This window comes from Stenotrophomonas sp. Steno-C18 (assembly GCF_056393195.1).
The window spans coordinates 346,593-373,495 of the sequence record NZ_JBWJOX010000002.1 but is presented as its reverse complement, the minus strand read 5'-3'; the positions used below and the strand labels follow the sequence as shown (position 1 = coordinate 373,495).

The window sequence follows — 26,903 nt, the reverse complement described above, 5'->3', positions numbered from 1 at the left end:
CCCCTCACCCCAACCCCTCTCCCGTGAACGTGAGAGGGGCTCAAGCGGCATCATGCGGTCTTCTGGAACAACTCACGCCCGATCAGCATGCGGCGGATCTCCGACGTGCCGGCGCCGATCTCGTACAACTTGGCATCACGCCACAAACGGCCGGTCGGGTACTCGTTGATGTAGCCATTGCCGCCGAGGATCTGGATCGCCTCGCCAGCGGCCCAGGTTGCCTTCTCGGCCGAGTACAGGATCGCGCCGGCGGCGTCCTGGCGCGTGGTGCGGCCCTGGTCGCAGGCCTTGGCCACCGCATAGACGTATGCCCGGCAAGCATTGAAGCCGACGTACATGTCGGCCAGCTTGGCCTGGATCAGCTGGAACGTACCGATGGCTTCACCAAATTGCTTGCGCTCGTGCACGTACGGCAGCACCACGTCCAGCGCCGCGGCCATCAGGCCCAGGGGGCCACCGGACAGCACCACGCGCTCGTAGTCCAGCCCGGACATCAGCACCTTCACGCCGCCGCCCACCTCACCCAGCACGTTCTCCACCGGCACTTCGCAGTCCTGGAACACCAGCTCGCAGGTGTTGGACGAACGCATGCCCAGCTTGTCCAGCTTCTGCGCGGTGGAGAAGCCCTTCATGCCCTTCTCGATGATGAAGGCGGTGATGCCACGTGAACCGGCGTTGATGTCGGTCTTGGCATAGACGATCAGCACGTCCGCATCCGGGCCGTTGGTGATCCACATCTTGTTGCCGTTGAGCACGTAGTGGTCGCCGCGCTTGTCGGCGCGCAGCTTCATCGACACCACGTCCGAGCCGGCACCCGGCTCGCTCATCGCCAGTGCGCCGACGTGTTCGCCGCTGCACAGCCTGGGCAGGTATTTCTGCTTCTGTGCCTGGCTGGCGTTCTTGCGCAGCTGGTTCAGGCACAGGTTGGAATGCGCGCCGTAGGACAGGCCGATGCCGCCGGAGGCGCGCGAGATTTCCTCCATCGCCACCACATGCGCCAGGTAGCCCATGCCGGTGCCGCCGTACTCCTCTTCCACGGTCATGCCGAGCAGGCCCTGCTCGCCAAGCTGGCGCCAGAGCGGGTTGGGGAAGTGATTGGTGGCGTCGGCTTCCGCGGCCAACGGGGCGATGTGCGCGGCGGCGAACTGGGCCACGCTTTCGCGCAGCATGTCGATCTCTTCGCCGAGATCGAAGGACAGGGTGGGGACGTGCATGGGGCGGCTCCAGTACAACCAGGCGAGGGGGCGCTCCGGGGTGGGGGTGACGGCTGCGGCCGTCCGCACGGGCGTTTGCGCGCAGCCTAGCCGGTCTTCATGAAAAAGTGAATACAAATTCAAAAATTGAACTTAGAATCACTCCATGGCCTACAAACGCTCGGAATTGATGGAAAAGCGCCTCGCCGGCAACCGCGAGGCGATCCTGGCGGCCGCCCGGCGACTGGTCGCGGCCGGCGGCTACCGCAATGCACCGGTCACTGCCGTGGCGGCCGAGGCCGGGGTCTCCACCGGGTTGATCTACCGCCACTTCCCGTCCAAGGCGGAGCTGTTCGTCGAGGTGCTGACCGCGGCGGTGGAACATGAGCTGGAGATCCTGTCGGCGATTGCCGGGCAAGCGCGCCCGGCGCCACAACGCCTGCACGCGGCGGTGGCTTCGTTCGTGCGGCGCGCGATGGCCGGGCCATGGCTGGCCTATGCCTTCATCGCCGAGCCGGTGGATCCGGAAGTGGAGGCCGAGCGCATCCGTTGCCGGCGCCTGTTCGGTGACGTGTTCAAGCGCATCCTTGCCGACGGCGTGCATGCCGGCGAGTTGCCGCCGCAGGACCTGGACGTGAGCGCGGCCTGCATCGTCGGTGCCTTCACCGAGGCACTGGTCGGGCCCGTCGCCCCCAGCCGCGATGGCCTGCGCGATGGCGAGCATCTGGTCGATGCGATCGGCACGTTGTGCCTGCGTGCCGCGGGTGCCGCGTTGCCGGTTTGAAGCCGGTTTGATGGTGCATCGCCGCATTCATTGAGGCTGCGTACCCGTTGCGGGCGCGGCCCAACGCTGGTCTATACTCGCCGGCAGCCATAGTCCTTCGACTACTCGCCTGGGGTATTGAGACGTGCGGAATTACGACCTCGAGTTTCTCAAGCGCTTTTCCATCGTCATCGTCATTCTGGCCGTCATCACGGTTGGCCTGATCATCTTCGCGTACTTCCTGCAGCACTCCATCCCCGCCGAAGTCTCGCCCACCGTGGCCAAGCGCGTTGAACAGCGCATCGCGCCGATCGGTGCGGTGTATGCGGGTGCGACCGGTGCCTCGGCCCAGGCCGCGGCTGCAGCGGCCGCCGCCGCGGCGGCTTCGGCCAGCGGTGCCTATGGCGGCACCCTCGACGGCAAGACGATCTTCGACAGCCTGTGCACCGCCTGCCACACCACCGGCGTGGGCAAGGCGCCGACGCTGGACCACGCGCACTGGGACAGCCGCCTGGCGCAGGGCAAGGACACCCTCTACAAGCACGCCATCGAGGGCTACACCGGCCCGGACGGCGGCATCATGCCGCCGAAGGGCGGCAATGCCGGGCTCAGCGAGGAGCAGATCCACGCCGCCGTGGACTGGATGCTCGACAACCTGAAGTAAGCCGCCAGATTCGGTGGCTTGCGGTCACATCGGCTGCTGCACAATATCCGGCGCCGCCCTCGACGGGCGGCGCTTTTTGTTTGCCCGCCGCCGCCAACCGGAGTTGCCCATGCGCCGTACCCCCACCCTTCTCGCCCTGGCACTGGCTTTGGCCTGCGCCGGTCCTGCGCTGGCCGCCCCGCCAGCGATGTTGCCGATCGGCAAGGTCCAGGGCAACGGCGCGCGCAGCGCCCATGAAGGCAAGACCGTCACCATCGAGGCCGCCGTGAGCGCCGACCTGCGCGAAGGCCTGGGTGGCATCTATGTGCAGGACGCCGGCGATGGCGATGCGGGGACTTCCGACGGTTTGTTCGTGCAGCTGCCCAAGGACCAGGCGGTGCAGCCCGGGCAGTGGCTGCGTATCACCGGTACCGTGCAGGAGCTGCCGGCCGGCAAGAGCGACAACCGCCTGACCACCCTGCAGGCCGACAAGGTCACCGCCATCGCCGCCCGCCCGGCCCCGGCGGTGACCGTGCTGCAGGACGTGCCGGCCAACTGGGAAGCCCTGGAAGGCATGCAGGTCCGCATCGCCGTGCCGCTGACCCTGGCCGGTCAGGATGGCCTGTCGCGTTACGGTGAGCTGACCGCGGCCTTCGGTGGCCGCCTGTGGCAGCCCAGCGAAGTGGCCGTCGCCGGCAGCCCGGAGCAGGCGGCGGTGATCGCCGACAACGCCCGCCGTCGCATCCGCCTGGACGATGGCAGCAGCCAACGTGATCCGCGCAGCGTGCCGTACCTGGCCGAAGGCACGCTGCTGCGTACCGGCGCGCAGCTCACCGACGTGCAGGGCATCGTCGACCAGCGTTTTGATGGTGACATCCGCCTGCAGCTGACCGCACCGCTGACCGTCGCCGAGGCGCAGCGTCCGCAGCAGCCGCCGACGGTGGCCGGCGGCCTGCGCATCGCGGCGTTCAACCTGGAGAACTACTTCAACGGTGACGGCAAGGGCGGTGGCTACCCGACCCTGCGAGGCGCCAGGACCGCCGAGCAGCAGGCGGCCCAGCAGGCCAAGCTGGTCACCACCATTCGCAGCCTTAACGCCGACGTGGCCGCGCTGATGGAACTGGAGAACGACGGCTACGGCCCCGGTTCGGCGATCGACCAGCTGGTGCGTGCGATCAACGAAGGGCAGGGCAGGGACGGCGACTGGGCGTTCGTCGATGCCGGCCACGGGCCGGGCGACAACCCGATCCGCGTTGGCATCATCTACCGTCGCTCGAAGGTGAGCCCGGTCGGCAGGCCGGCGGTGCTGGAGCGCGAGCCGTTCGGCGAGCGCAGCCGCGTGCCGATGGCGCAGGCGTTCCGCATGGGCCGCAAGGGCACGCCGTTCGTGGTGGTGGCCAACCACTTCAAGTCCAAGGGCTGCTCGGAAGCCAGCGGTGCCGATGCGGACCGCAACGACGGGCAGGGCTGCTGGAACGCCACCCGCGTGGAATCGGCCCGCCTGCTCAATGCCTGGCTGCAGGAAGACCCGACCGGCAGCGGCAGCAAGGACGCCGTGCTGCTGGGCGACTTCAATGCCTATGCGATGGAAGACCCGATTCGCCAGCTCGCCGCCGATGGCTGGCAGGACGCCTTCAAGCTGGCCGGCGTGGAGCAGCCTTACAGCTACGTCTACAACGGCCTGACCGGGCGCCTCGACCACGCCTTGTTGAGCCCGGGCATGGCAGCGCGCCTGAAGGGCGCGGCGGAGTGGCATACCAACGCCGATGAAGCCGACGAGGCCGGTTACCAGGGCCGCAACGTCCCGGGCCCATGGCGCAGCTCGGACCATGATCCGCTGCTGCTGGGCTTCGAGCCGTAAGTTCCCGTACGCGAAGACCGCCCTCCCTTGAGGCAAAGGGAGGAAAAGGCGTTGCCCCCTCCCTTGCGCCGAAGGCGCAGGGGAGGGCCGGGGAGGGGTACCGTTGCCGTTGCGGTTGAAGCCTCACCGCGGAAAGAAGCACTACAGCGTCCCGCGCGCGATCAAGCCAATCGCCGCCACCGCCAGCAGCAGGCCCACGCGGTTGAGCACGCTGGTCTTCTCGCCGAACACCCACACGCCCACCAGTGCGCCCAGGCACACCACGCCGATGTTCATCCCGGCGAAGATCGTCGCCGGGCTGTGCGGCAATGCCTGGTGCGCACGCACGTAGAACAGGATGTTGCCGAAGTTGATCGCACCCAGCAGCAGGCCATAGGCCAGATTGCGGGCATCCAATCGCGAGGCGCCGGTGAAGTGGCGTTGCAGCTGCCAGGCCAGCATCAGCACGAAGGCGATGCCGAAGCTCACCAGCAGCGCCGATGTCGACGGGGTGCCGGCGGCGGCAACCTGCTTGAGCAGGATGTCCACCAGCGCGAAGCCGGCCCACACGCCCAGCAGCCAGCCCCAGCTCGAACCGGTCGGCGTCGTCGCATCGCCGTTGCGTGCGCTCACCCCGACGATGGCCAGCAGCCCCAGCGCCAACCCGGCCAGCTTCCAGCCGTTGGCCTGTTCGCCGAACCACACGAACGCCGCGGTCAATGACAGCAGCAGCGACAGCCGCTGCGCCACGTCGCTGCGCACGATGCCGGCCTGCCGCACCGCCCGCGCCAGCACCAGGAAGATGCCGGGCAGCGCCACCGCCAGGCCCAGCAGGGCCAGCCATGGCGTGTGCCCGCCCTGCAGCGATTGCAGGGAAGGCTTGAGCACCAGCAGCGACAACACGCTGGCGGCCAGGTAGTTCCAGGTCACGGCCTGGGCGATGTCGATGCCGCGGCGTGGCGCCAGTTTCAGCAACACCGACACCAGCACGCTGCAGGCCACGCTCAGGAACAGGAAATGCATTGTTTCGGCTACCGTGAAGACCACGGCGGTGATGCCGCCGGTCGGGGCCGGTATTATGGCTGCATGCAAACGCCCCCATTCCCCCACGAATCGGCGACGCTGACCCTGGAAGGCCCGGCCGGGCCGCTGGAGGTCGCCGTCGACCTGCCCGATGGCGACGCCGCGCCGCGGCCGGTCATCGCCGTCATCTGCCACCCGCTCTCGATCGAAGGCGGCAGCATGCACAACAAGGTGGTCACCATGGTCTCGCGCGCGCTGCGCGACCTGGGCATCACCACCGTGCGTTTCAACTTCCGCAGCGTCGGTGCCTCGGCAGGGGTCTATGACAACGGTGAAGGCGAGGGTGATGACCTGCGCGCGGTGGCGCACTGGGTGCGCAGCCAGCGGCCGGACGCCACGCTGTGGCTGGCCGGTTTCAGTTTTGGCGCCTACGTGTCGTTGCGTGCGGCCGGTGCGCTGCAGCCGCAGGCCCTGATCTCGATCGCCCCGCCGGTGGGCCGCAGGACCTGGGATTTCAGCCAGGTGCAGCCGCCGTCGAACTGGCTGGTGGTGCAGGGCGAGGCCGACGAAGTGGTCGATGCGCAGGCGGTCTACCAGTGGCTGGCGTCGCTGGACAACCCGCCGCAGCTGGTGCGCATGCCCGACACCTCGCATTTCTTCCATCGCAAGCTGATCGACCTGCGTGGCGCGATCCAGCATGAAGTGCGGCGCTGGCTGCCCGACAGCAGCAGCTGACCGCATGGACGCACTGACCCCCTCACAACGCTACGCCGCCGGCGTGGCCCGTGGCGACTGGCGCGATGACCCGGCCCAGCATGCGGCGCTGGCCGAGCTGGACCGCATCCACGAGGCGCTGGTGGATTCGGCGCAGGACGGCTGGCTGGACCGCCTGTCCGCCTTCTGGAAGAAGCCCGAGCCGGTCAAGGGCCTGTACTTCTGGGGTGGCGTGGGCCGCGGCAAGACCTTCCTGGTCGACCTGTTCTACGACGGGCTGCCGATCGAGCAGAAGTACCGCACCCACTTCCACCGCTTCATGCGTGGCATCCACGAGCGCCTGCGCGAGCACCAGGGCCAGAGCGACCCGCTGGCCAAGATCGCCCAGGAGTGGCGCAACAACCTGCGCGTGCTGGTGCTGGACGAGTTCTTCGTCACCGACATCGGCGATGCGATGTTGCTGGCGCGCCTGCTGGAGCGCCTGTTCGCCGAGGGCGTGACGCTGGTGACCACCTCCAACACCGCGGTGGAGAACCTGTACCTCAACGGCCTGCAGCGCGAGGGCTTCCTGCCGGCGATCGCGCTGCTGCAGAAGTACTGCGTGGAGCTGTACGCCGAAGGCACCGAGGACTACCGCATGCGTGCGCTGACCCGCTCGCCGGTGTACCGCGCGCCGCTGGAGGATGACAGCGATGCATGGCTGCTGGGCCGCTGGAAGGAACTGAGCGGCAGCGACGACCCGCGCAACGGCAACATCGCCATCGAAGGCCGCAAGATCCCGGTGCGTGGGCGCGGCAAGAGCATCGTCTGGTTCGACTTCCCGGCGTTGTGCGAGGGGCCGCGTGGCCCGTCGGACTACATCGAGATCGCGCGCGAGTTCAACACCGTGCTGCTCGGTGGCATCCCGCATTTCGACCGGATGAACGAAGACGCGGCGCGTCGTTTCGTCAATCTGATCGACGAGTTGTACGACCGCCAGGTCAACCTGGTCTGCACCGCGCAGGATCCGCCGCCGCTGTTGTATTCGGGCACCCGCCTGGCCGGCGCCTTCGAGCGCACCGCCAGCCGCCTGATCGAGATGCAGAGCGCCGAGTACCTCGGTACCCCGCACCGCCATTGAGGGCACCGCCGGGAGTGCCGGGCCACGCTCGGCGCCACGGCGCACCACCGCTTGACCCCGTTCCGCATCCCCGGCCGTTCCTGTATCCGCACGCCACATCGGCACAGGAGCCAGCGCCATGAAGCACACCCACGCATCGAAGCGGTCCCCGGCCCGTACCGCGGCCCTGGCCGCGGCCGTCACCCTGCTGGTCGGCTTGCCGGTGCTGGCCACCGTGCGCACCGCCGGGCCACCGTCGTCCGTGGTGGAAGGCGACCTGCAGGCACCGGGCGTGCAGCGCGTGCGCGAAACACGCGCCAACTTCCAGCCGCCGGCAGGCAGCGCCTGCAGCGACACCCCGGTACTGAGCGAAGTGCCCGACCCCGATCGTGGCCAGGTCCAGCACACCCGCCGCAGCCGCCACGCCATCGCCGAGAGCGAAGCGGCGATGGTGTCCGAGGCGGTCATGCCGCCGTCGCCGCCGGCTCCGCCGGCGCCCGTGCCGCGCCCGGCCCCGGCGGCCGATGCGGCTTACCGGACCTCGGCAAAGGCGATGGCGCCGGCCGGCCGCGCCAGTGAGGTCGCGGTGCGCCAGCAGTCGCAGGTGCCGGTGACGGCCGGCGTGGTCGACGACAACGCCGACTTCGGAGCGTTCCAGCAGTTCCTGCAGCGTCATGGCGAGTCCGCGCAGCTGGGCCGCGACATCCGCGTGCGCCAGCGCCTGCAGGTGGTGGATACCCGGGGCCGCCCGGTGCCGGATGCGGAGGTGTCGGTCGTTGCCGGCAATGGCGCGCGGATGTGGGCGCGTACCGATGCCGGTGGCCAGGTGTGGGTGCACCCCAATGCCTTCGATGACCGCGATACGCCGCGCTACCAGGTGCAGGTGCGCCGTGGCGGCCGGAGCGTGGAGGCGACCCTGCAGCGTGGGCAGAAGAACGCGCTGCAGGTGGTGATGCCCGACGTCGCGCCGCCGGCCCGTGCGCGGTTGGACCTGGTGTTCATGGTCGATGCCACCGGTTCGATGGGCGATGAGATCGACAAGCTGCGCGGCTCGCTGCAGGGCATCGTGCGCGACATCAGCCGGCTGCCGTCCAACCCGGACATCTGCCTGGGGCTGGTGACCTACCGCGACCGCGGTGATGAGTACTTCGTGCGCGGCTGGGACCTGACCGGCAATGTCGGCGCGTTCCAGCAGGTGCTCAACGGCGTGCAGGCCAATGGCGGCGGCGACTATCCCGAGGCCATGAACGAGGCCTTCAACCACGCGGTGCAGTCGTTGAGCTGGCGCGGCCCGTCGACCACCCGCGTGCTGGTGTCCTTGGCCGATGCGCCGCCGCACATGGACTACGCGCCGCCGCGCTATGACCAGACCGCGTTGGCGGCGCTGGGCAAGGGCATCAAGGTGTTCAGCGTGGCCGCGTCCGGCCAGGACACCACCGGCGAGATCGTGCAACGCCAGATCGCGCAGTACACCGGCGGGCGTTTCATCTTCCTGACCTACAAGGACGCCGCCGACCCGGCCAGCGGTGCCGGCACCCAGACCACGCATGACGTGAGCAACTATTCGGTCGACACGCTGGACCAGCTGGTGGTGCGCCTGGTCCGCGAGGAGCTGGCGCGGTTGCCCAAGGGCTGATCCGGAGGGAGGCGTCGCCGCGCTGCGATGGGCGCGGCTTCGGCTGCCAAGCCAATGGCAGGCACCTCGGCCGCGCTTACGGCAGCGGGATGCTGTTGCCGGTTTCCCGCTCGTGCACGGCGGCGGTGGCATCGCCGGTGACGCGCATCATCTGCAGCGGCTGGCCGTTGTAGCGGAATTCCAGCGCCGATTGCAGCCGGTCCAGCGCCAGTACCTGGTTGCAGAGCGATTGCGCATGCCGTTCCAGCACCTGCGTGCGCGCTTCCAGGCGTTGTTCCATTTCCGCATCGAGCTTGTCGGCGCGCTTGTCCAGGCGGTCCGAGCCGCCGGTGAACACCGTCCACAACACGCTGCGCGCCATCGAGCCGGCCAGCGACTCGGCGGCGGCTTCCACGCGTTGCTCGAAGCCCTCGTCGAAGGCGTCCTGTTCCCAGCGCCCGCGGCCGATGGTATGCGCCACGAAGTCCTCGGCCTCGCGCCGCAGCTTGCGTACCTTGCGCGAGTTGGCGTCGCCGGTCAGCGTCTCGTACACCGCGTCCAGCGCATCGAAGGTGATGCCCACCGACTCGGTGGCGATCCCGGTGACCGCTGGCATCAACTGGCGCACGCCGTTTTCCAGCGCCCGCAGGCGCTGGGCATCGGCCGCCGAGACCGGCTGCATCCTGCCATCGATGCTCAGCTCGCCGTCGTGGAAGACGATCTCGCGCAGCGCCTGCGTGTCGCGTCGCAGCCAGATGCCGCCGCCATCGACCAGCACGTCGTAGTCGGTTTCCACGCCACATTGGTCGGCCGAGAGAGAGGGGGCGTTCACCGTGGCGGCGTGGCCGGCGACGGGGAGCAGGAGCAGCAGGGTGGCGAGGGCAGCGGTGCGCATGGCGATGTCGTCCTTGGGATGGCGCCAGCTTCGCGACTTGGCGGCAGGTTGGCCCCGGTCGAAAGTCACGCCTGACGGCGGGACGTGATTTTCACGCCATCAGAACAACTGATTTCCGCACAAAGAAATCCGTCAAACCCCTTGACTGCGCAGTCGATTCAGACAGTTCGGATCGTGATTATCCGGACAGTTGCGGCGCAGCCCTTGTGCCACAAGGCTTGGCGAAATTTCACAACATTTCGTGTTGACCCTGTCATACACCCCCACTATCTTGTGGGTCGTCGGTTCCGGCGGGTTTGCTCCCCGCTGGATTCAAAGGGAAGCCGGTGACGCCTTCAGGCCAGTCCGGCACTGCCCCGCAGCGGTAATTGGGAACGACCCCGCCACACAGCACTGAGGCAGCGGCCTTGGGAAGCGGCGGAGTAGGAGAAGGCCCCCGCCTTCATGCCCATGAGTCCGAAGACCTGCCGACAGCCGCGCGAAGCACACCGCGCGGTGCCGGCTGCGGTGTCTTCGAGGGGAAGACGGCTGGTGACGTGGAGCTGCTGACGCCGACCCCCGGGTCGATGCCGTCGCGGCCGCTGCGACGCCGCCCTTCCATGCTCACGACCCGCCCGGCCCCGGTTCCTGCGAGGGCAGGCACCCCGTGCACCACGCCATGAAGGACACACCGTCGTGACCACTTCCGCTACCGAAGTCGCCCCGGCCGAGGCCGGCTTTGAACTGACCCCGCCGCCCACCGCCACCGCCATGAGCGTGACCAAGCGCAATGGCAACACCGAGCCGGTGGACCTGAACAAGATCGTCCGCGCGATCCAGCGCTGCTGCGAAGGGCTGCATTCGGTCGACCCGATGCGCGTGGCCACCCGCACCATCTCCGGCCTGTACAACGGCGCCACCACCCAGGAACTGGACGAGCTGTCCATCCGCACCGCCGCGCTGCTGATCGGCGAGGAGCCCGAGTACGGTCGCCTGGCCGCGCGCCTGCTGGCCAACTTCATCGCCAAGGAAGTGTCCGGCCAGGAAATCCACGCCTTCTCGCAGTCGGTGGGGCGCGGCCACGAAGTGGGCCTGATCAACGACCGCCTGCTGAACTTCGTGCAGATCAACGCGCGCAAGCTCAACGATGCGATCAACCCCGAGTACGACCTGAACTTCGATTACTTCGGCCTGCGCACGCTGTACGACCGCTACCTGCTGCGCCACCCGCATTCGCGCAAGGTCATCGAGACCCCGCAGCAGTTCTTCCTGCGCATCTCCAGCGCGCTGAGCGAGGACGTGCCCGAGGCACTGGCGCTGTACCAGCGCCTGGGCAGCCTGGACTACCTGCCGTCCAGCCCGACCCTGTTCAACGCCGGTACCAGCCACGAGCAGCTGTCCTCGTGCTTCCTGCTGGACTCGCCGCAGGATTCGCTCGAGTCCATCTACGCCAAGTACGGCGACATCGCCCAGCTGTCCAAGTTCAGCGGCGGCATCGGCGTGAGCTACACCCGCGTGCGTGCGCGCGGCTCGCTGATCCGGTCCACCAACGGCCACTCCAACGGCATCGTGCCGTGGCTGAAGACGCTGGATTCCTCGGTCGCGGCGGTCAACCAGGGGGGCAAGCGCAAGGGCGCGGCCTGCGTGTACCTGGAAACCTGGCACGCCGACATCGAGGACTTCCTGGAGCTGCGTGACAACGCCGGCGACGAGTCGCGCCGCACCCACAACCTCAACCTGGCCAACTGGGTGCCGGACCTGTTCATGCAGCGCGTGGAGGCCGACCAAGAATGGTCGCTGTTCGACCCGCGCGTGGTGCCGGAATTCACCGACCTGTATGGCCCGGCCTTCGAGCAGGCCTACCTGCAGGCCGAGGCGCAGGGCAAGGCCGTGCGCACCATCAACGCCCGCAAGCTGTATGGCCGGATGATGCGCACCCTGGCCGAGACCGGCAACGGCTGGATGACCTTCAAGGACAAGTGCAACCTGGCCAGCAACCAGACCCTGCGCCCGGGCAACGTCATCCACCTGTCCAACCTGTGCACCGAGATCCTGGAGGTCTGCTCCAACGACGAGACCGCGGTGTGCAACCTGGGCTCGATCAACCTGGGCAACCACTTCGACGAGCACGGTGACTTCGATTTCGAGAAGCTGGCCGAGACCGTGCGCCTGGCCGTGCGCCAGCTCGACCGCGTGATCGACCTGAACTTCTACCCGATCGAGACCGCCCGCCGCGGCAACCTGCGCTGGCGCCCGGTCGGCCTGGGCTGCATGGGCCTGCAGGACGTGTTCTTCCGCAAGCGCCTGGCCTTCGATTCGGAGCCGGCCCGCGCGCTGTCCAGGAAGATCGCCGAGACCATCTACTTCCACGCGCTGGAAACCTCGTGCGAGCTGGCCACCGAGCGTGGCAGGCACCCCTCGTTCAACGACACCCGCGCCGCCCACGGCGAGCTGCAGTTCGACGCCTGGAACGTGGTGCCGGAAGACGCCGCGCGCTGGGACGACCTGCGCGCGCGCATCAAGCAGCACGGCCTGCGCAACTCGCTGATCATCGCCATCGCCCCGACCGCCACCATCGCTTCCATCGCCGGTTGCTACGAGTGCGTGGAACCGCAGGTGTCCAACCTGTTCAAGCGCGAGACGCTGTCCGGCGACTTCCTGCAGATCAACCGCTACCTGGTCGGCGAGCTGAAGCAGCTGGGCCTGTGGACCGACGAAATGCGCGATGCGATCAAGCTCGCCGATGGCTCGATCCGCAACCTGCAGCAGATCCCGGAAACGCTGCGCGAGGTGTACCGCACCGCGTGGGAGCTGCCGATGCGCTCGCTGATCGACATGGCCGCCGACCGCGGCGCGTTCATCGACCAGTCCGCCTCGCTCAACCTGTTCATGGAAAGCCCGAACATCGGCGCGATGTCGTCCATGTACATGTACGCGTGGAAGAAGGGCATCAAGACCACCTACTACCTGCGTTCGCGCCCGGCGACCAAGATCGCCAAGACCACGGTCAGCGCCTACACGCCGGTGGAAGCCGTCGCCTGCTCGCTGGAAAACCCGGAAGCCTGCGAAGCCTGCCAGTAAAAAAAAGGGGCCCGATTTGCAGATCGGGCCCCTTCATGTGCTTTGCCAAAACACCAATCGCTTGGGAACGGTGTTCTTGCTCTGCTACTTCGGCTAAGAAGTTCGGCGACTATACCTTTTTTGTCAAATGAAAAGGTTAGGTGTGGATCAAGATTTGAGCTCAAGCATCCTTAAGAAAGTCACGAGGTTTGTAATGAGTAAAAATACTAAAGAAACTTCCAGTTCGGTTGCTTCTCTTGCGTCCAAAACGTTGCTCAATAGCGCTTCATCGCAAGTAGCAAAACGGCTTGCGGGGTCGGCTTTGGCGCAACGGGGTACCGGTAGCCAGACTGGATCTCAGGTGGAAGGCCTGGCTGGAAAGGTGCTCACGAGTGAAAAGTACTCGGAAGCTACGCGAAAGTTGGCAGCTAGTGTTTTGGCTCAGTCCAACAAGGAACGGTAAATAGCTACAAGCTGGGCCACTCAAGTGGCCCAGCTTTTTATGTAAGGAAAACTGAAATGATCGAGAAACGTGAGCAGATGCTGCTCGACCCCGGCTTCGAGCTGACCCTGCGCCCGATGCGTTACCCGGACTTCTACGAGATGTACCGCAACGCCATCAAGAACAGCTGGACGGTGGAGGAGATCAACTTCCAGATCGACATCACCGACCTGCACCACAAGATGACGCCGGCCGACCGCCACCTGATCCACCGCCTGGTCGCGTTCTTCGCCACCGGTGACTCGATCGTCTCCAACAACCTGGTGCTGAACCTGTACCAGCACCTCAATGCGCCGGAAGCGCGCATGTACCTGTCGCGCCAGTTGTACGAGGAAGCACTGCACGTGCAGTTCTACCTGACCCTGCTGGACAACTACCTGCCGGACCCGGAAGAGCGCTTCAAGGCGTTCGCCGCGGTGGAGAACATCGATTCGATCAAGAAGAAGGCCGACTTCTGCTTCAAGTGGATCGACTCCATCCAGGGCCTGAAGCGGATCGAGACGCGCGAGGAGCGCCGCCAGTTCCTGCTCAACCAGATCTGCTTCGCCGCGTGCATCGAGGGCCTGTTCTTCTTCGCCGCGTTCGCCTACGTGTACTACTTCCGTTCGCGTGGCCTGCTGCCGGGCCTGGCATCGGGCACCAACTGGGTGTTCCGCGACGAGAGCTGCCACATGGAGTTCGCCTTCGAGTGCGTGCGCACCATCCGCGCCGAGGAGCCGGACCTGTTCGACGCCAGGATGGAACAGCAGGTCTACGAAATGCTGGAGGAAGCCATCGAGTGCGAAGTGCAGTTCGCCGAGGACGTGCTGTCCGGCGGCGTGGCCGGCATCTCCACCCGCGACATGCGCCAGTACCTGCAGCACTGCGCCGACCAGCACTTCGCCAAGCTGGGCATGGCCAAGAAGTACAACGTGCGCAACCCGCTGCCGTTCATGGAGCTGCAGGACGTGCAGGAGCTGACCAACTTCTTCGAGCGCCGCGTCTCGGCCTACCAGGTCGGCGTGCAGGGCGAGGTGTCCTTCGACGAAGCGTTCTGATCGTCGCGCATCGGCTATACCTGACACCCCGGTGCGAACGCCCGGGGTGTTCCTGTTTTCGGATTGCAGTCGGGGACGAAGCCAGGATCGCCGCGTAGGAACAGCCTTGGCCGCGAAGCCGATGTGATCGGCGTACACCAGCCGCACAGCCCGTGCGGCGTATCATCCCGGCATTCCCCCATTGCCGACGTCCCATGACTCCGATCCCGCAGACCGATCCGCCCGTTGAAGTACGCATGGCCGAGATCGTTTTCCCGAACCACACCAACCACATGGGCACGCTGTTCGGTGGCCAGGCGCTGGCATGGATGGACAAGGCGGCCTTCCTCGCCGCCGCCCGCTATTCGCGCCGTACCGTGGTCACCGCGCGCTCGGACCAGGTCGACTTCAAGCTGCCGATCCGCATCGGCCAGATGGTGGAAACCATCGGCCGCGTGGTGCGCGTGGGCCGCAGCTCGATGCACGTGGAAGTGGAGCTGGTGACCGAGGACCTGCTCACCGGTGCCCGCGAGCTGTGCACCAAGGGTACCTTCGTGATGATCGCGCTCGACGCCGAGGGTCATCCGACCAGCGTGCCGTCCCTGCCGCCGCTGTGACCCGGTTGCGATGACCACCTCGTCCCCACCGCCGCTGGGTGGCCTGTCCCCCGCACTGGTGGCCGAACTGCCGGAGTTCATCGCCCGGCACCGGCGCCTGCTGGTGGTGACCGGCGCCGGCTGCAGCACCGACTCGGGCATCCCCGATTACCGCGATGCCGACGGCCAGTGGAAACGCACCCCGCCGGTGACGTTCCAGGCCTTCATGGGCGAGGCGGCGACGCGGCAGCGTTACTGGGCCCGCAGCCTGCTCGGCTGGCCACGCTTCGGCCTGGCCCGGCCCAACACCACCCATCACGCGCTGGCGGCACTGGAAGCCGATGGCCGGGTGGAACTGCTGCTCACCCAGAACGTGGACTGCCTGCACCAGCGTGCCGGCAGCCAGACCGTGATCGACCTGCACGGGCGGCTGGACCAGGTGCGCTGCATGGCCTGCGAAGCACGTTCGTCGCGTGAACAGCTGCAGGTGCGCCTGCTCGCCGCCAACCCCGGCTGGGACCGGCTCGACGCCGGCATGGCGCCGGACGGCGATGCCGACCTGGAAACCGACTTCAGTGCCTTCCAGGTGCCGGACTGCGAGCACTGCGGCGGCCTGCTCAAGCCGGACGTGGTGTTCTTCGGCGAGAACGTACCGCGCGAACGCGTGGCGGCGGTGCAGGCGCACCTGCAGCAGTCCGATGCAGTGCTGGTGGTGGGGTCATCGTTGATGGTCTATTCCGGGTTCCGTTTCGTCGATGCCGCCGCCAAGGCCGGCCTGCCGATCGCGGCGGTGAACCTGGGCCGCACCCGCGCCGATCACCTGCTGTCGCTGAAGGTGCAGATGCCCTGCGCGCAGGCGCTGGGGTTCCTGCTCGACGGGACCAAGACGCAGTGATCCACCACGCCGGTTGAATCGGGTCCGGCGGGGGCGTGCAATGTGCGCTCCCCACTTTTTGCGGATCTTCCCGTGAGCCACCTGTTCTCGCCCCTGTCGCTGGGCCCGCTGTCGCTTTCCAACCGCATCGTCATCGCGCCGATGTGCCAGTACTCGGCCGAGGATGGCCAGGCCAGTGATTGGCACACCATCCACCTGGGCCAGCTGGCACAGTCCGGTGCCGGCCTGCTGATCCTCGAAGCCACCGCCGTGCTGCCGGAAGGGCGCATCAGCTGGGCCGACCTGGGCCTGTGGGACGAGGCCACCGAAGCCGCGCTGGGTAAGGTGCTGGCCTCGGTACGGCGCTGGTCGAAGATGCCGATCGGCGTGCAGCTGGCCCACGCCGGGCGCAAGGCGTCCACCGCCCTGCCGTGGGACGGGGGCCGGGCGATCGCACCGGACCAGGAACATGGCTGGCAGGTGCTGGCCCCCTCGGCGTTGCCGTTCCTGGAGGGTGAGCCGACCCCGCAGGCACTGGATGCAGCCGGCATCGATGGCGTGGTCGAGGCGTTCGCCGCGGCGGCCCGCCGTTCGGTGCGCCTGGGCCTGGACCTGATCGAACTGCATGCCGCGCACGGTTACCTGCTGCACCAGTTCCTGTCGCCGTTGAGCAACCACCGCACCGATGAATACGGCGGTTCGCTGGAGAACCGCATGCGCCTGCTGCTGCGGGTGTTCGATGCCGTGCGTGCGGCTGTGCCGGCCACGGTCGCCGTGGGCGTGCGCATCTCGGCAACCGACTGGGTCGATGGCGGCTGGGACGTCGAGCAGAGCATCGCGTTGGCCAAGGCACTGGAAGCACGCGGCAACCATTTCCTGCATGTTTCCAGCGGCGGACTGGACCCGCGCCAGCAGATCCCGGTGGGCCCGGGCTACCAGGTGCCGGCCGCCGAGGCGATCAAGGCGCAGATCGGCACGCCGGTGATCGCGGTGGGCCTGATCACCGAGCCGGCCCAGGCCGAGGCGATCCTGGTCGAAGGCCGTGCCGACGCCATCGGCCTCGCCCGCGGGATCCTCTACGACCCGCGCTGGCCGTGGCACGCCGCCGCCGCCCTGGGCACGCATATCAGCGCCTCGCCGCAGTACCTGCGCTGCGAGCCGCATGAAGCCCGCGGCCTGTTCGACGTCGGCCGCTGCGATTGACCCGGGCCGGGCGCAGCCATGCTGCGCCCGGCTTTGCCAACGCATCCGCGCCGGGCGTGGCGCGGCACTACGGGTGGTCGATGTCCACCCGCCACGCGGGGGGCAGGGCATCGACCACATGCTGCAGCAGCGCCCTGATCTTCGGCGTGAGGTCGCGCCGGTCGCTGACGCACAGGAACAACCGCATCGGTGCCGGAGCAGCACGGGCCTCGTCGCCGCCCGGGGCGGTGAACAGCGGCTGCAGCTCTCCGCGCGCCAGGTAGGGCGTGGCGACGAAGGCGGCCAGACGGGTGATGCCGCCCCCGTTGGCAGCCATCGCGGCGAGCGCGTCGATGTCGTCGCTGACCAGCGCCGGCTGCACGTCGGCGTCGAAATGCAGGCCGTCGCGGGTGAAGCCCCAGCGCAGGTAGCGCCCGTCCAGCGGATGGCGGAACAACAGGCAACGGTGCTCGCGCAGGTCTTCCGGCGAGCGCGGTGTTCCCGCATCGGCAAGATAGGCCGGTGACGCGCAGAACACGAACGGCACCTGCGCGACGGGCCGCGCCACCAGGCCTTCCTCCAATTGGGTTTCGATGCGGAAGCTCACGTCCACGTCCTCGTGTGCATGGTCGACGCTGCGGTCGGTCAGCAGCAGCTCGATCGCAAGGCGTGGATAGCGCTGCTGCAGCGCTGGCAACAGGGGCGCGAGGACATGCCGGCCGAAGGCGGCGCTGCTGGCGATGCGCAGCCGGCCGGCCGGCGTGGCATCCGGGTCGGTGACGGCTGCCTGTGCACGCTGCAGGTCGCGCTCGATATGGCGCACCTGCGCCAGGTACAGCGCGCCACGTTCGGTGAGGGCCAGCTGGCGGGTGGTGCGGTTGAGCAGGCGCCCGCCCAGGTGGGCTTCCAGGCGGGCGATGTTCTGGCCCACCGCGGCCGGGCTGATGCCCAGGGTGCGTGCGGCGGCGGCCAGGCTGCCGGCATCGGCGGTGCGGATGAAACTGCGGAGGGACTGGAGGATGTTCATGCCGGCGCGCATTTTCCGGGGGGATTGCCAAGTATTTCTTTATAAAGCGCCAAGCCCGAGCCATCTAGCTGGCCGTGGTGGGGCCGGCCAGACTGGCGGGTTCGCGTTCGTCGACGGTTCCGCTGCCGGTGGCGGCGACCGTGTCAGCTGCAACCGGTTTTGCCGGGCTGCTGCCGGAGCGGTTACCTTGCGCGGTCCCCCGCCGTGTTGCTGGCCATGCGCCCTGATTTCATCCTGACCCTGTCCTGCCCGGATCGCACCGGCATCGTCTACCGCGTGTCCGGCCTGCTGTTTGAGGCGGGTTGCAACATCCTGGATGCGCAGCAGTTTGGTGACGAGGAAAGTGGCCGGTTCTTCCTGCGCGTGCACTTTGACATGAGCAATGCCGGCGATGTGCCGTCCGTGCGTGCACGCCTGCAGGCGCTGGGGGAGGCGTTCGCGATGCAGTGGGAACTGCATGATGCCCGTCGTCGTGCGCGCTTGCTGGTGCTGGTCAGCAAGCAGGGCCATTGCCTCAACGACCTGCTGTTCCGCACCCACAGCCGCCAGCTGAAGGTGGACATCGCCGCGGTGGCTTCCAACCACGCCGACTTCGCCGGCCTGGCCGGTTCCTACGGGGTGCCGTTCCATCACCTGCCGGTCAGCGCGGACAACCGCGCGCAGCAGGAGCAGCAGATCATCGATCTGGTCGAACGCGAGCGCATCGACCTGGTGGTGCTGGCGCGCTACATGCAGATCCTGTCGCCGCGCCTGTGCCAGGCGCTGGCCGGGCGGGCGATCAATATCCACCACAGCTTCCTGCCCAGCTTCAAGGGCGCCCAGCCGTACCACCAGGCGCATGCGCGCGGGGTCAAGATCATCGGCGCCACCGCGCACTACGTGACCTCCGACCTGGACGAAGGCCCGATCATCGAGCAGGACGTGGCGCGCGTGGACCATGCGATGACGCCGCGTGACCTGGTGCAGCTGGGCAGCGATACCGAATCGCTGGTGCTGGCACGCGCGGTGCGGCGTCACGTGGAGCACCGCATCCTGCTCAACGGGCACCGCACGGTGGTGTTCCGCTGATCTGCTCTCTCCCCTTCGCGTAGCGAAGCGGATGACGGGGGAGAGGGAGCTTTGTCGTGCACCCTCCCTTTCGCGCAGCGAAGGGGAGGGCTGGGGGAGGGTGCTACACGTTGCCGGGAAGGCGGCCCGGCTTCGCGGCCAAGGCCGCTCCTGCAGAGGCTTATCCCACTACTTCAATCCCGCCTTCGACCAGCGCGATCCGCGTGGCCGCGTCGTTGGCCGAGGACACCGGCCGGGTCAGTTCCCACAGGAAACGTACGCGGAAGCCGCTGATCGCCGCGTCCTGCGCGCTCCACAGCACGCAGTAGTCACGCGCCAGGCCGCAGACATGGACCTCGGTGATGCCGCGTTCGTGCAGCCAGCCGGCCAGCCCGGTCGCCGGGCGGTCACCGCGTGGGCCATGGTTCTCGCGGAAGGCGCTGTACGAATCCACCTGCTGGTCGGTGCCCTTGCGCAGGATCAGGTCGGCCACGTCCCAGCCCACGCGCGGGTCCAGCGCGGCCCCCGGGCTGCCCTGCACGCAATGGTCCGGCCACAGCGTCTGCGCGTGGCCATGCAGGTCGATCACCTCGAACGGCGCACGCCCGGCATGCTGGCTGGCGAAGGAAACGTGGTCGGCTGGGTGCCAGTCCTGGGTGGCGACCACCGTGCGGTAGTGGCGCGACGCCAGCAGCGCGGCGATCCCGGGAACGATGGCATCGCCCTGCTGGCAGGGCAGGGCACCGCCGGGCATGAAATCGGGCTGCAGGTCCACCACCAGCAACGCTACATCGGCTGCGTACATCGACTGTTTCCTGACGCGGGAGTGACGACAGTCTAAGCGGTGGAGCATGGCAGGGCATGACCGGGGAATTCCTGCCCGCCGCGGTGGTGGGGTGCGGTGACGCAACGAGGTGGACTTTCCGGGGCAAAAGCACCCCTCCCCAACCCTCCCCTTCGCTGCGCGAAAGGGAGGGGGAAAAGGTTGGCTTGTGGTGATCTGCCAGTGCACGCGGAATTACTCCCCTTCGCTGCGCGAAAAGGGATTGAAAAGCGGGGCCTTGCGGTGATCTGCCAGTGCACGCGGAACACTCCCTCCCTTTGCCGAAGGCAAGGGGAGGGCGGGGGAGGGGTTGGACGTTGCCGTTGCTTCGGCGTGGGCAGCAACGCGCGCCATCGCTGCGAAAGGCCCCCTCCCCAACCCTCCCCTTCGCTGCGCGAAAGGGAGGGGGCAGACGCAGCATCTGTGGTGATCTGCCGGAGCACGGCGCACTGCAGCCCTACGCGGCCACTTCCCCACGCAGCGTGCGTGCGGCACCCACCATCGCTTCCAGCGCGGCCCGGGTCTCCGGCCAGCCGCGGGTCTTCAGGCCGCAGTCCGGGTTCACCCACAACTTGCCCGGGGGCAGCACGTCGCTGGCCTTGCGCAGCAGTTCCACCATCTCGGCGCTGTCGGGCACGCGCGGGGAATGGATGTCGTACACACCCGGGCCGATCTGGTTGGGGTAGTCGAAACGCGCGAACGCATCCAGCAGTTCCATGCGCGAGCGCGAGGTCTCGATCGAGATCACGTCCGCGTCCAGGGCGGCCACCGCTTCGATGATGTCGTTGAACTGCGCGTAGCACATGTGGGTGTGGATCTGGGTGGCATCGGCCACGCCGCTGGCGCTGATGCGGAAGGCACGCACCGCCCAGTCCAGGTAGTCCTGCCATTGCGCGCGCCGCAGCGGCAGGCCTTCGCGCAGGGCCGGCTCGTCGATCTGGATGGCACGGATGCCGGCCGCCTCCAGGTCGTTCACCTCATCGCGCAGCGCCAGCGCGATCTGCGTGCAGGTATCGACGCGCGACTGGTCATCACGCACGAACGACCACTGCAGCACCGTCACCGGCCCGGTCAACATGCCCTTCATCGGCTTGTCGGTGAGCGATTGCGCGTACCGCGACCAGCGCACCGTCATCGGCGCCGGCCGGCTGACGTCGCCGAAGATCACCGGCGGTTTCACGCAGCGCGAGCCGTAGCTCTGCACCCAGCCATTGCCGGTGAAGGCGAAGCCATCGAGCTGTTCGCCGAAGTACTCGACCATGTCGTTGCGCTCGAACTCGCCGTGCACCAGCACGTCCAGGCCGATCTGTTCCTGCACGCGCACACAATGCGCGGTCTGCTCGGCGAGGAAGGCATCGTAGTCGGCATCGGAGAGCTTGCCGGACTTGTTCCGCGCACGGGCCAGGCGCACGTCCTGGGTCTGCGGGAACGAGCCGATGGTGGTGGTCGGGAACGCGGGCAGGCGCAGTGCCTGTGCCTGCTGCAGCTGGCGCTGTACGTGCGGTGTGGCGCGGGCGGCATCGGTGGCGGTCAGCGCGGCTACGCGTGCCTTCACCGCGGGGTTGTGCACACGTGGCGAGCGGCGGCGTGATTCGATGGCCGCACGTGCCTGGTCCAGCGCCGCCTCCGCCGAGGCCTTGCCGTCCAGGGCATCGGCCAGCACGCGCAGTTCCTGCAGCTTCTGGCGCGAGAACGCCAGCCAACTGCGCAGCTCGGCATCGAGCTTCTTCTCCTGGCCAAGGTCCACCGGGCAATGCAGCAGCGAGCACGAGGGTGCCAGCCACAGCGTGTCCGGTCCCCGATGGCCCAGGGCGTAACGCGCCAGGATCAGCGCATTGTCCAGCGCGGCGCGCCAGATGTTGCGGCCGTTGACCAGCCCCAGCGACAGGATGCGCGTGGCCGGCAGGGCATGCAGCACGGCGTCGAGCTGCTCCGGCGCACGCACCAGGTCCACGTGCAGGCCATCGACCGGCAGCGACGTGGCCAGCGCGAGGTTGTCACCCAGCGCACCGAAGTAGGTGGCCAGCAGCAGCTGTGGGCGCGGCACATCGGCCAGATAACGGTAGGCGCGCTCGAAGGCGGCGCGGGCAGTGTCGTCCAGGTCCTGCACCAGTACCGGCTCGTCCAGCTGCACCCATGCCGCACCGGCGTCCTTCAGTTCGGCCAGCAGTTGCGCGTACACCGGCAGCAGGCGATCAAGCAGGGCCAGCGTATCGCTGCCGTCGGTGGCCTTGGACAGCCGCAGGAAGCTCACCGGGCCCAGCAGCACCGGCCGGGTCTCGATGCCCAGTGCCCGGGCTTCGCGGTACTCGCTCAACGGCTTGTCGGCATGCAGCGTGAAGGCCTGGTCCTGGGTGAGTTCGGGCACCAGGTAGTGGTAGTTGGTGTCGAACCACTTGGTCATCTCCAGCGCGTGCAGGTCCACGCCGTCGCGCTGCAGGCCGCGTGCCATGGCGAAGTAGCCGTCCAGCGGCGCGCGCTGCGCCAGTGCCCGGTAACGCTGCGGGATGGCATCGAACAGCACCGCGGTGTCGAGCACCTGGTCGTACAGGCTGAAGTCGTTGCTCGGCGGTACGTCGACGCCGGCATCGCGTTGCAGCCGCCAGTGGCGGGCACGTAGTTCGGCGGCGGTCGCCTGCAGTTGCGCGGCATCGGTCTCGCCGCGCCAATAGCTTTCCAGCGCGTGCTTGAGTTCGCGGCGCGCGCCGATCCGGGGGAACCCCAGGTTGGTAACGATAGTCATGTCAGTGTCCTCATTGCATTGGGCATTGAGGAACGAAGGAACCGCGCATCGTGCGCGGCCTTGCAGCCACGTCCGCCACGCCAGCGACCTTCGCCCCCGCGGGCGAACCGGATTCATGGCGGGGACACGGCGGACCGGCCCGCGGCGAGGCAGGGCATCGGTACCGGCCGCCTCCCCGCGGAGGCTCCAGGTCGAATCGAGGGACGGCAGGTCCCCCGGCCAAGGCCGGTATTCGGGCTGATGGACACGGGCACCGGGATGCCCACCTACTGGCCGTCGCTTCCCGGGGATGAACCCAGTGCTGGATGACGGCGGTTGTTTCCATTCACCGCTGCGGGGCAGCTCCGGAATGGCGGCACGAGGCCGCTTCACCGGATTCCCGTTTAAATTCATCCCTTCATGCGGATAGAGGGATGAATACCTGGGGCGCGCACAAAATAGGCCGGACCGCGCGCGCGGTCAAGCGATGGTTTCCATGCAAGGCGGCGGCTGCCGGAAGCGCACCACGCACGGGTGTTCGCCCCGGCCCCGGCCGCAAGCGCTGCCGTGCCGGGCGGCATTCAGTGTGCAGTGGAGTGCGAGAACACGTTGATCACCACCACGCCGGCGCAGATCAACCCGATGCCGATCAGCGCCGGCAGGTCCAGTTTCTGCTTGAACACGAACAGGCCAATCAGCGAGATCAGCACGATCCCCACCCCGGACCAGATGGCATAGGCGATGCCGGTGGGCACGGTCTTCATCACCATCGACAGCAACCAGAAGCACACCCCATAGCCGAACAGCGCACCCAGCGTGGGCCAGAGCCGGGTCATGCCATCGGAGGCCTTGAGCAGGGAGGTGGCAGCCACTTCCAGCGCGATGGCGCAGGCGAGCAGGGCATAGGCGTTCATGACGATGGCCGGCAGGGGGAAGAGGGGATTCTAGCGATGGTCGTACCGGGGGTCTTACGGGGCCTGCGTAGAGTGGCCGCCGGCTGCAGCCATGGCGGTCTGCGCAGGGGCAGGAGAGCGACGTGGTCAGGGCAACGGGCAAGCGACAGGGGCGCCGCCAGGCGAAGGGGGGGATGCAGCCGCGCCGGGGAGGCGTGCGCTTCATGCTGCTGGCGGCCCTGTTGTGCCCGGGGATGGCAACGAACGTGCTGGCACAGCATCGTGCTTACAACGTACCGGCCAGCGTGCCCGCGGCCGAGGTGCCGCAGCGGGAAGCCGAACGCCGGCAACTGTTCCAGCAGGTGCTGGACAACCCGGCCGACCTGGAGGCCGGGTTTGCCTATGCGGTGCTGTCCACGCGCCTGGGCGATTACGAAGCCGCCATCGCCACCTATGAGCGCATGCTGATCGAGCGGCCGGGTACGCCGCGGCTGCAGCTGGAACTGGCCGCGCTGTACTTCCGCCTGGGGGCCTATCCACGCGCGCGCCAGCTGTTCGAGAAGGTGCACGCGTTGCCGGAAACGCCGGATGCGGTACAGCGCCGGATCCGCGGCTACATGGCGGTGATCGACGGCGAGCAGAAGCGCGAAGGTGGCTTCTCCGGTCGGGTCAGCCTCGGCGCACGGGTGGAAAGCAATGCCAACGGTGCACCGGACCGGCATGCGATCAGCCTCAACGGCCTGGACTTCGAGCTCAGCCCGGACTCGCGCGCGGCCGGTGATGCCAGCGGCCAGTTCGGCCTGCAACTGCGCTACCGGCTGCCACTGTCGGCGCAGGGCGACGTGCTCGACACACGCCTTGCCACGGCCTCCAACCGCTATCGCGACCTGCATGGGTTGGACAGCGACGTGGCCGAGCTGCAGGTCGGGCCGGAGGTTTCGCTCAACCGCTGGGGCATGCGCAACGGCCGCGTGGCCATTGCCGCATTGCTCGGCCAGACCTGGCTGGATGATGCGCGCTACATGCATGCCGCCGGCCTGGCGCTGGGCTTCCGCAGGCCGGTCGGGCGTGAGGCTGCCATCGCCGCGAACCTGGACTGGCGCGACGAGCGTTATACCCCGGCCCCGGCGATGGCCAGTGCGCGCGGTTACTCGGGCGACCGCTACCGCGCCAGCTTCACCTACAGCCGGCAGCTGGATGACGACTGGCAACTGCTGCTGAGTCCCGGCGTGGAGCGGCGCGAAGCGGCCGTGGACGCCAACAGCCATTGGGAGCCGCGCTTCAACACCGCGGTGAACTACCGCTTCCCGGCGCTGCTGGGCAGCCGTAGCCAGCCATGGTTGCTAGCGGTGAGCGCGCAGCTGGCGCGACGCCGGAACGATGCGCCACTGCGTGCGGTTGACCGGCAGGCCAGCCAGCGCGGCAACGACCTGGTGCTGCAGGCCATGCAGACGATCCCGCTGCGCCGTGGCACCGACCTGCAGGTGTATGCCGGCTATCGCCGGGTGAGCTCGAACTACGACCTGCGCGATTACCGCAATCGCTTCGCGGGCGTTTCGCTGGTTCAGGCGTTCTGAGGACATGGGCATGCGTATTTCCCTTCCCCTGGTAGTGGCGATTGGCCTGGCGCTTGGTGCGCCGGCGGTGGCGCAGGCCGAGAAAGTGGGCGTGGCCGCGGCAGTCGCGCCCGATGCGCGCAGCCGCTCCGGCAACGCACCGCTGCAGGTGGTGCGGCTGGGGGACAACGTGGTGCGCGAGCAGCGTTTCCAGACCGATGCGAAGGGCGTGGTGCAGGTGCTGCTGGTGGACGGTTCCAGCTTCACCATCGGGCCGCGCTCGTCGCTGGTGATCGACCACTTCGTGTACGACCCCGACAAGGGCACGGCCCGCCTGGCCGGCAGCATGTCGCGCGGGGTCATGCGCTTCATCGGCGGTGCCGCTTCCAAGAGCGCCGATGGCGTGACGGTGAAGACGCCGGTTGGCGTGGCGGGCATCCGTGGCGGCATCCTCGGGCTGTGCGTGGATGACGCGCCGGCCGGCTGTGCCGGTAGCGCCCGCGGCGATCTCGAGTTCGGTATCGGTGCCACGTTCGCGCCCAACCAGGGCACGCCGGTCGCGTTGCACCAGCCGGGGACCTCGTTCGCATCCAACGGCATGGGCGCCACGCTGCTTCCGGTGATGGGCATGCCCGTGGACCCGGCGGCTGCACTGCCGGCGGCACCGGCGGGCAGCCAGCTCACCGGCGGGCTGGACGCACAACCCAATCACATGGCCGGCTTCAGCGGCGGCCCGATGGCACCGGAGCTGGGTGTGCCGGGGGTCGATCCGCTGCTGGCACTGCTTGTACTGCCCACCGCTGCACCGGCCACCAGCGTGGGCCAGTCCCTGATCGAGACAGGCATCGAACAGCGGCCGCCGGTGGATCCTGTAGATCCCGTAGATCCCGTAGATCCTGTGGATCCCGTAGATCCCGTAGATCCCGTGGATCCCGTGGATCCCGTGGATCCCGTAGATCCCGTAGATCCCGTAGATCCCGTGGATCCCGTGGATCCCGTAGATCCCGTAGATCCCGTAGATCCGGTAGATCCGGTAGATCCGGTAGATCCTGTGGATCCCGCCCCAACCCGAACCTTCTCCGGCATCCTGCAGGGCTTTGCCGGCGGCCTCGGTGGCGGCTCGCCGTTGCAGCCGGGCAGCGCCGAATTCCAGTTCGACCCGGATGGCGGCACGGTGACAGCGCGCATCGCCCCGCGGACCTGGGAAGGGGCGGCGTTCACCGGCAGCGGGGATTACCTGCACGACCTGAGCTATGGGGTGACCACCGGCGAGGGCGACGCGCAGGTGGTCGGTGACAGCAACGCCCTGTGTGATTGCGACTACCTGAGCTGGGGGCAGTGGTCGGCGGACGTGGCGGCCAATGGCACCACCTACTCGGCCCAGGACGGCTACTGGATCATCGGCCAGCTCACGCCGCTGGCCGAACTGCCGACCGATGTCATCGCCAGCTATGCGGGCACCGCGATCGGCAGCGTGTCGGACAACGGCGTGGTCACCACCGGCGTGACCGGCGACTTCACCGCCACGGTGGATTTCGGCAGCGGCACCGGCAGCCTGCAGATCGCCAACTTCGATGGGCGCAGCTTCGGCGACAACGCACTCAACCTGGACCAGCTCATGTCCGGCATGCCGGACGGAGCGTTCAGCGGCTCGCTCGGCATGGATGCCAACAGCGGTTTCTATGGCGAGTATTCGGCTGGTTTCGCCAGTGACGGCACCGATCCGGCGGCGGCGATGCTGGGCACGTTCTGGGGCAGCGATGGCAGCTGGTCGGCCAGCGGCGTCTTCGCCGGTGACAAGACCGGCGATGCGCCGCCCAACGGCCTTTGAGGTCGCCCGT

21 protein-coding genes and 2 riboswitches are annotated in these 26,903 nt (G+C 67.9%); of the genes, 14 read left to right on the top strand and 7 right to left on the bottom strand.

The window, feature by feature from the left end; translation table 11 throughout:
* Positions 1-50: 50 nt before the first annotated feature.
* Complete coding sequence (locus AC06FE_RS06265) at positions 51-1,214, bottom strand: isovaleryl-CoA dehydrogenase (RefSeq protein ID WP_478072535.1); 1,164 nt, start codon at positions 1,212-1,214, stop codon at positions 51-53.
* Positions 1,215-1,359: 145 nt separating this feature from the next.
* On the opposite strand from AC06FE_RS06265, the gene AC06FE_RS06260 reads away from it, so the two are divergent.
* The 3 genes from AC06FE_RS06260 to AC06FE_RS06250 all read left to right on the top strand — a co-directional run bounded on the left by AC06FE_RS06260 (position 1,360) and on the right by AC06FE_RS06250 (position 4,460).
* The gene (locus AC06FE_RS06260; protein WP_478072534.1) at positions 1,360-1,977 is read left to right on the top strand and encodes a TetR/AcrR family transcriptional regulator; all 618 of its coding nucleotides are present in this window, start codon (positions 1,360-1,362) and stop codon (positions 1,975-1,977) included.
* Positions 1,978-2,101: 124 nt separating this feature from the next.
* Positions 2,102-2,620: a c-type cytochrome gene (locus tag AC06FE_RS06255; protein WP_478072533.1), complete on the top strand. Its 519-nt coding sequence runs from the start codon at positions 2,102-2,104 to the stop codon at positions 2,618-2,620.
* Positions 2,621-2,729: 109 nt separating this feature from the next.
* Positions 2,730-4,460, top strand: a complete 1,731-nt coding sequence (locus tag AC06FE_RS06250; protein ID WP_478072532.1) for an ExeM/NucH family extracellular endonuclease — start codon at positions 2,730-2,732, stop codon at positions 4,458-4,460.
* A gap of 141 nt (positions 4,461-4,601) precedes the next feature.
* Here AC06FE_RS06250 and AC06FE_RS06245 read toward each other — a convergent pair whose 3' ends face one another.
* Positions 4,602-5,462, bottom strand: a complete 861-nt coding sequence (locus tag AC06FE_RS06245) for an EamA family transporter (protein WP_323437625.1) — start codon at positions 5,460-5,462, stop codon at positions 4,602-4,604.
* Positions 5,463-5,525: 63 nt separating this feature from the next.
* Between AC06FE_RS06245 and AC06FE_RS06240 the strand changes: the two genes are divergently transcribed.
* The 3 genes from AC06FE_RS06240 (at position 5,526) to AC06FE_RS06230 (ending at position 8,911) form a co-directional block, all read left to right on the top strand.
* A complete protein-coding gene (locus AC06FE_RS06240; protein ID WP_132863620.1) occupies positions 5,526-6,197 on the top strand; it encodes an alpha/beta hydrolase in 672 nt (223 codons plus the stop codon).
* 4 nt (positions 6,198-6,201) lie between these two features.
* Complete coding sequence (gene zapE, locus AC06FE_RS06235; RefSeq protein ID WP_478072531.1) at positions 6,202-7,296, top strand: cell division protein ZapE; 1,095 nt, start codon at positions 6,202-6,204, stop codon at positions 7,294-7,296.
* 118 nt (positions 7,297-7,414) lie between these two features.
* Positions 7,415-8,911 carry a vWA domain-containing protein gene (locus AC06FE_RS06230; RefSeq protein WP_478072530.1) on the top strand — a complete coding sequence of 499 codons (1,497 nt, stop codon included), beginning with the start codon at positions 7,415-7,417 and terminating at the stop codon, positions 8,909-8,911.
* Positions 8,912-8,987: 76 nt separating this feature from the next.
* Here the strand turns inward: AC06FE_RS06230 and AC06FE_RS06225 are convergent, their stop codons facing one another.
* Positions 8,988-9,785, bottom strand: coding sequence for a DUF2884 family protein (locus AC06FE_RS06225; RefSeq protein ID WP_192286944.1), 798 nt, complete (start codon positions 9,783-9,785; stop codon positions 8,988-8,990).
* 265 nt (positions 9,786-10,050) lie between these two features.
* Positions 10,051-10,271: riboswitch (cobalamin riboswitch) on the top strand.
* Positions 10,272-10,535: 264 nt separating this feature from the next.
* On the opposite strand from AC06FE_RS06225, the gene AC06FE_RS06220 reads away from it, so the two are divergent.
* From AC06FE_RS06220 to AC06FE_RS06200, 5 genes are all read left to right on the top strand, one after another.
* Positions 10,536-12,845, top strand: coding sequence for a ribonucleoside-diphosphate reductase subunit alpha (locus AC06FE_RS06220; protein WP_478072671.1), 2,310 nt, complete (start codon positions 10,536-10,538; stop codon positions 12,843-12,845).
* Positions 12,846-13,343: 498 nt separating this feature from the next.
* The gene (locus AC06FE_RS06215; protein ID WP_478072529.1) at positions 13,344-14,363 is read left to right on the top strand and encodes a ribonucleotide-diphosphate reductase subunit beta; all 1,020 of its coding nucleotides are present in this window, start codon (positions 13,344-13,346) and stop codon (positions 14,361-14,363) included.
* Between the two features lie 194 nt (positions 14,364-14,557).
* Entirely contained in the window at positions 14,558-14,959 is a 402-nt protein-coding gene (locus AC06FE_RS06210; RefSeq protein ID WP_132863610.1) for an acyl-CoA thioesterase, read from the top strand.
* A 10-nt stretch (positions 14,960-14,969) separates the two neighbouring features.
* The gene (locus tag AC06FE_RS06205) at positions 14,970-15,833 is read left to right on the top strand and encodes an NAD-dependent protein deacetylase (protein ID WP_478072528.1); all 864 of its coding nucleotides are present in this window, start codon (positions 14,970-14,972) and stop codon (positions 15,831-15,833) included.
* 72 nt (positions 15,834-15,905) lie between these two features.
* Entirely contained in the window at positions 15,906-17,015 is a 1,110-nt protein-coding gene (locus tag AC06FE_RS06200) for an NADH:flavin oxidoreductase/NADH oxidase (protein WP_478072527.1), read from the top strand.
* A 67-nt stretch (positions 17,016-17,082) separates the two neighbouring features.
* On the opposite strand, the gene AC06FE_RS06195 is transcribed toward AC06FE_RS06200, so the two are convergent.
* Entirely contained in the window at positions 17,083-18,021 is a 939-nt protein-coding gene (locus tag AC06FE_RS06195; RefSeq protein WP_478072526.1) for a substrate binding domain-containing protein, read from the bottom strand.
* Between the two features lie 216 nt (positions 18,022-18,237).
* Between AC06FE_RS06195 and purU the strand changes: the two genes are divergently transcribed.
* Complete coding sequence (purU, locus tag AC06FE_RS06190) at positions 18,238-19,089, top strand: formyltetrahydrofolate deformylase (protein ID WP_192286939.1); 852 nt, start codon at positions 18,238-18,240, stop codon at positions 19,087-19,089.
* A 160-nt stretch (positions 19,090-19,249) separates the two neighbouring features.
* Here the strand turns inward: purU and pncA are convergent, their stop codons facing one another.
* The 3 genes from pncA to AC06FE_RS06175 form a co-directional block, all read right to left on the bottom strand.
* Positions 19,250-19,873: a bifunctional nicotinamidase/pyrazinamidase gene (gene pncA / locus AC06FE_RS06185; protein WP_313253298.1), complete on the bottom strand. Its 624-nt coding sequence runs from the start codon at positions 19,871-19,873 to the stop codon at positions 19,250-19,252.
* A 475-nt stretch (positions 19,874-20,348) separates the two neighbouring features.
* The gene (metE, locus tag AC06FE_RS06180) at positions 20,349-22,634 is read right to left on the bottom strand and encodes a 5-methyltetrahydropteroyltriglutamate--homocysteine S-methyltransferase (RefSeq protein WP_478072525.1); all 2,286 of its coding nucleotides are present in this window, start codon (positions 22,632-22,634) and stop codon (positions 20,349-20,351) included.
* 206 nt (positions 22,635-22,840) lie between these two features.
* Positions 22,841-23,074: riboswitch (cobalamin riboswitch) on the bottom strand.
* Between the two features lie 120 nt (positions 23,075-23,194).
* Positions 23,195-23,527, bottom strand: coding sequence for an SMR family transporter (locus tag AC06FE_RS06175; RefSeq protein ID WP_132863597.1), 333 nt, complete (start codon positions 23,525-23,527; stop codon positions 23,195-23,197).
* A 122-nt stretch (positions 23,528-23,649) separates the two neighbouring features.
* Between AC06FE_RS06175 and AC06FE_RS06170 the strand changes: the two genes are divergently transcribed.
* Positions 23,650-25,083, top strand: a complete 1,434-nt coding sequence (locus tag AC06FE_RS06170; protein ID WP_478072524.1) for a tetratricopeptide repeat protein — start codon at positions 23,650-23,652, stop codon at positions 25,081-25,083.
* A gap of 10 nt (positions 25,084-25,093) precedes the next feature.
* The gene (locus tag AC06FE_RS06165; RefSeq protein ID WP_478072523.1) at positions 25,094-26,893 is read left to right on the top strand and encodes a FecR family protein; all 1,800 of its coding nucleotides are present in this window, start codon (positions 25,094-25,096) and stop codon (positions 26,891-26,893) included.
* The last annotated feature ends 10 nt before the right edge of the window (positions 26,894-26,903 follow it).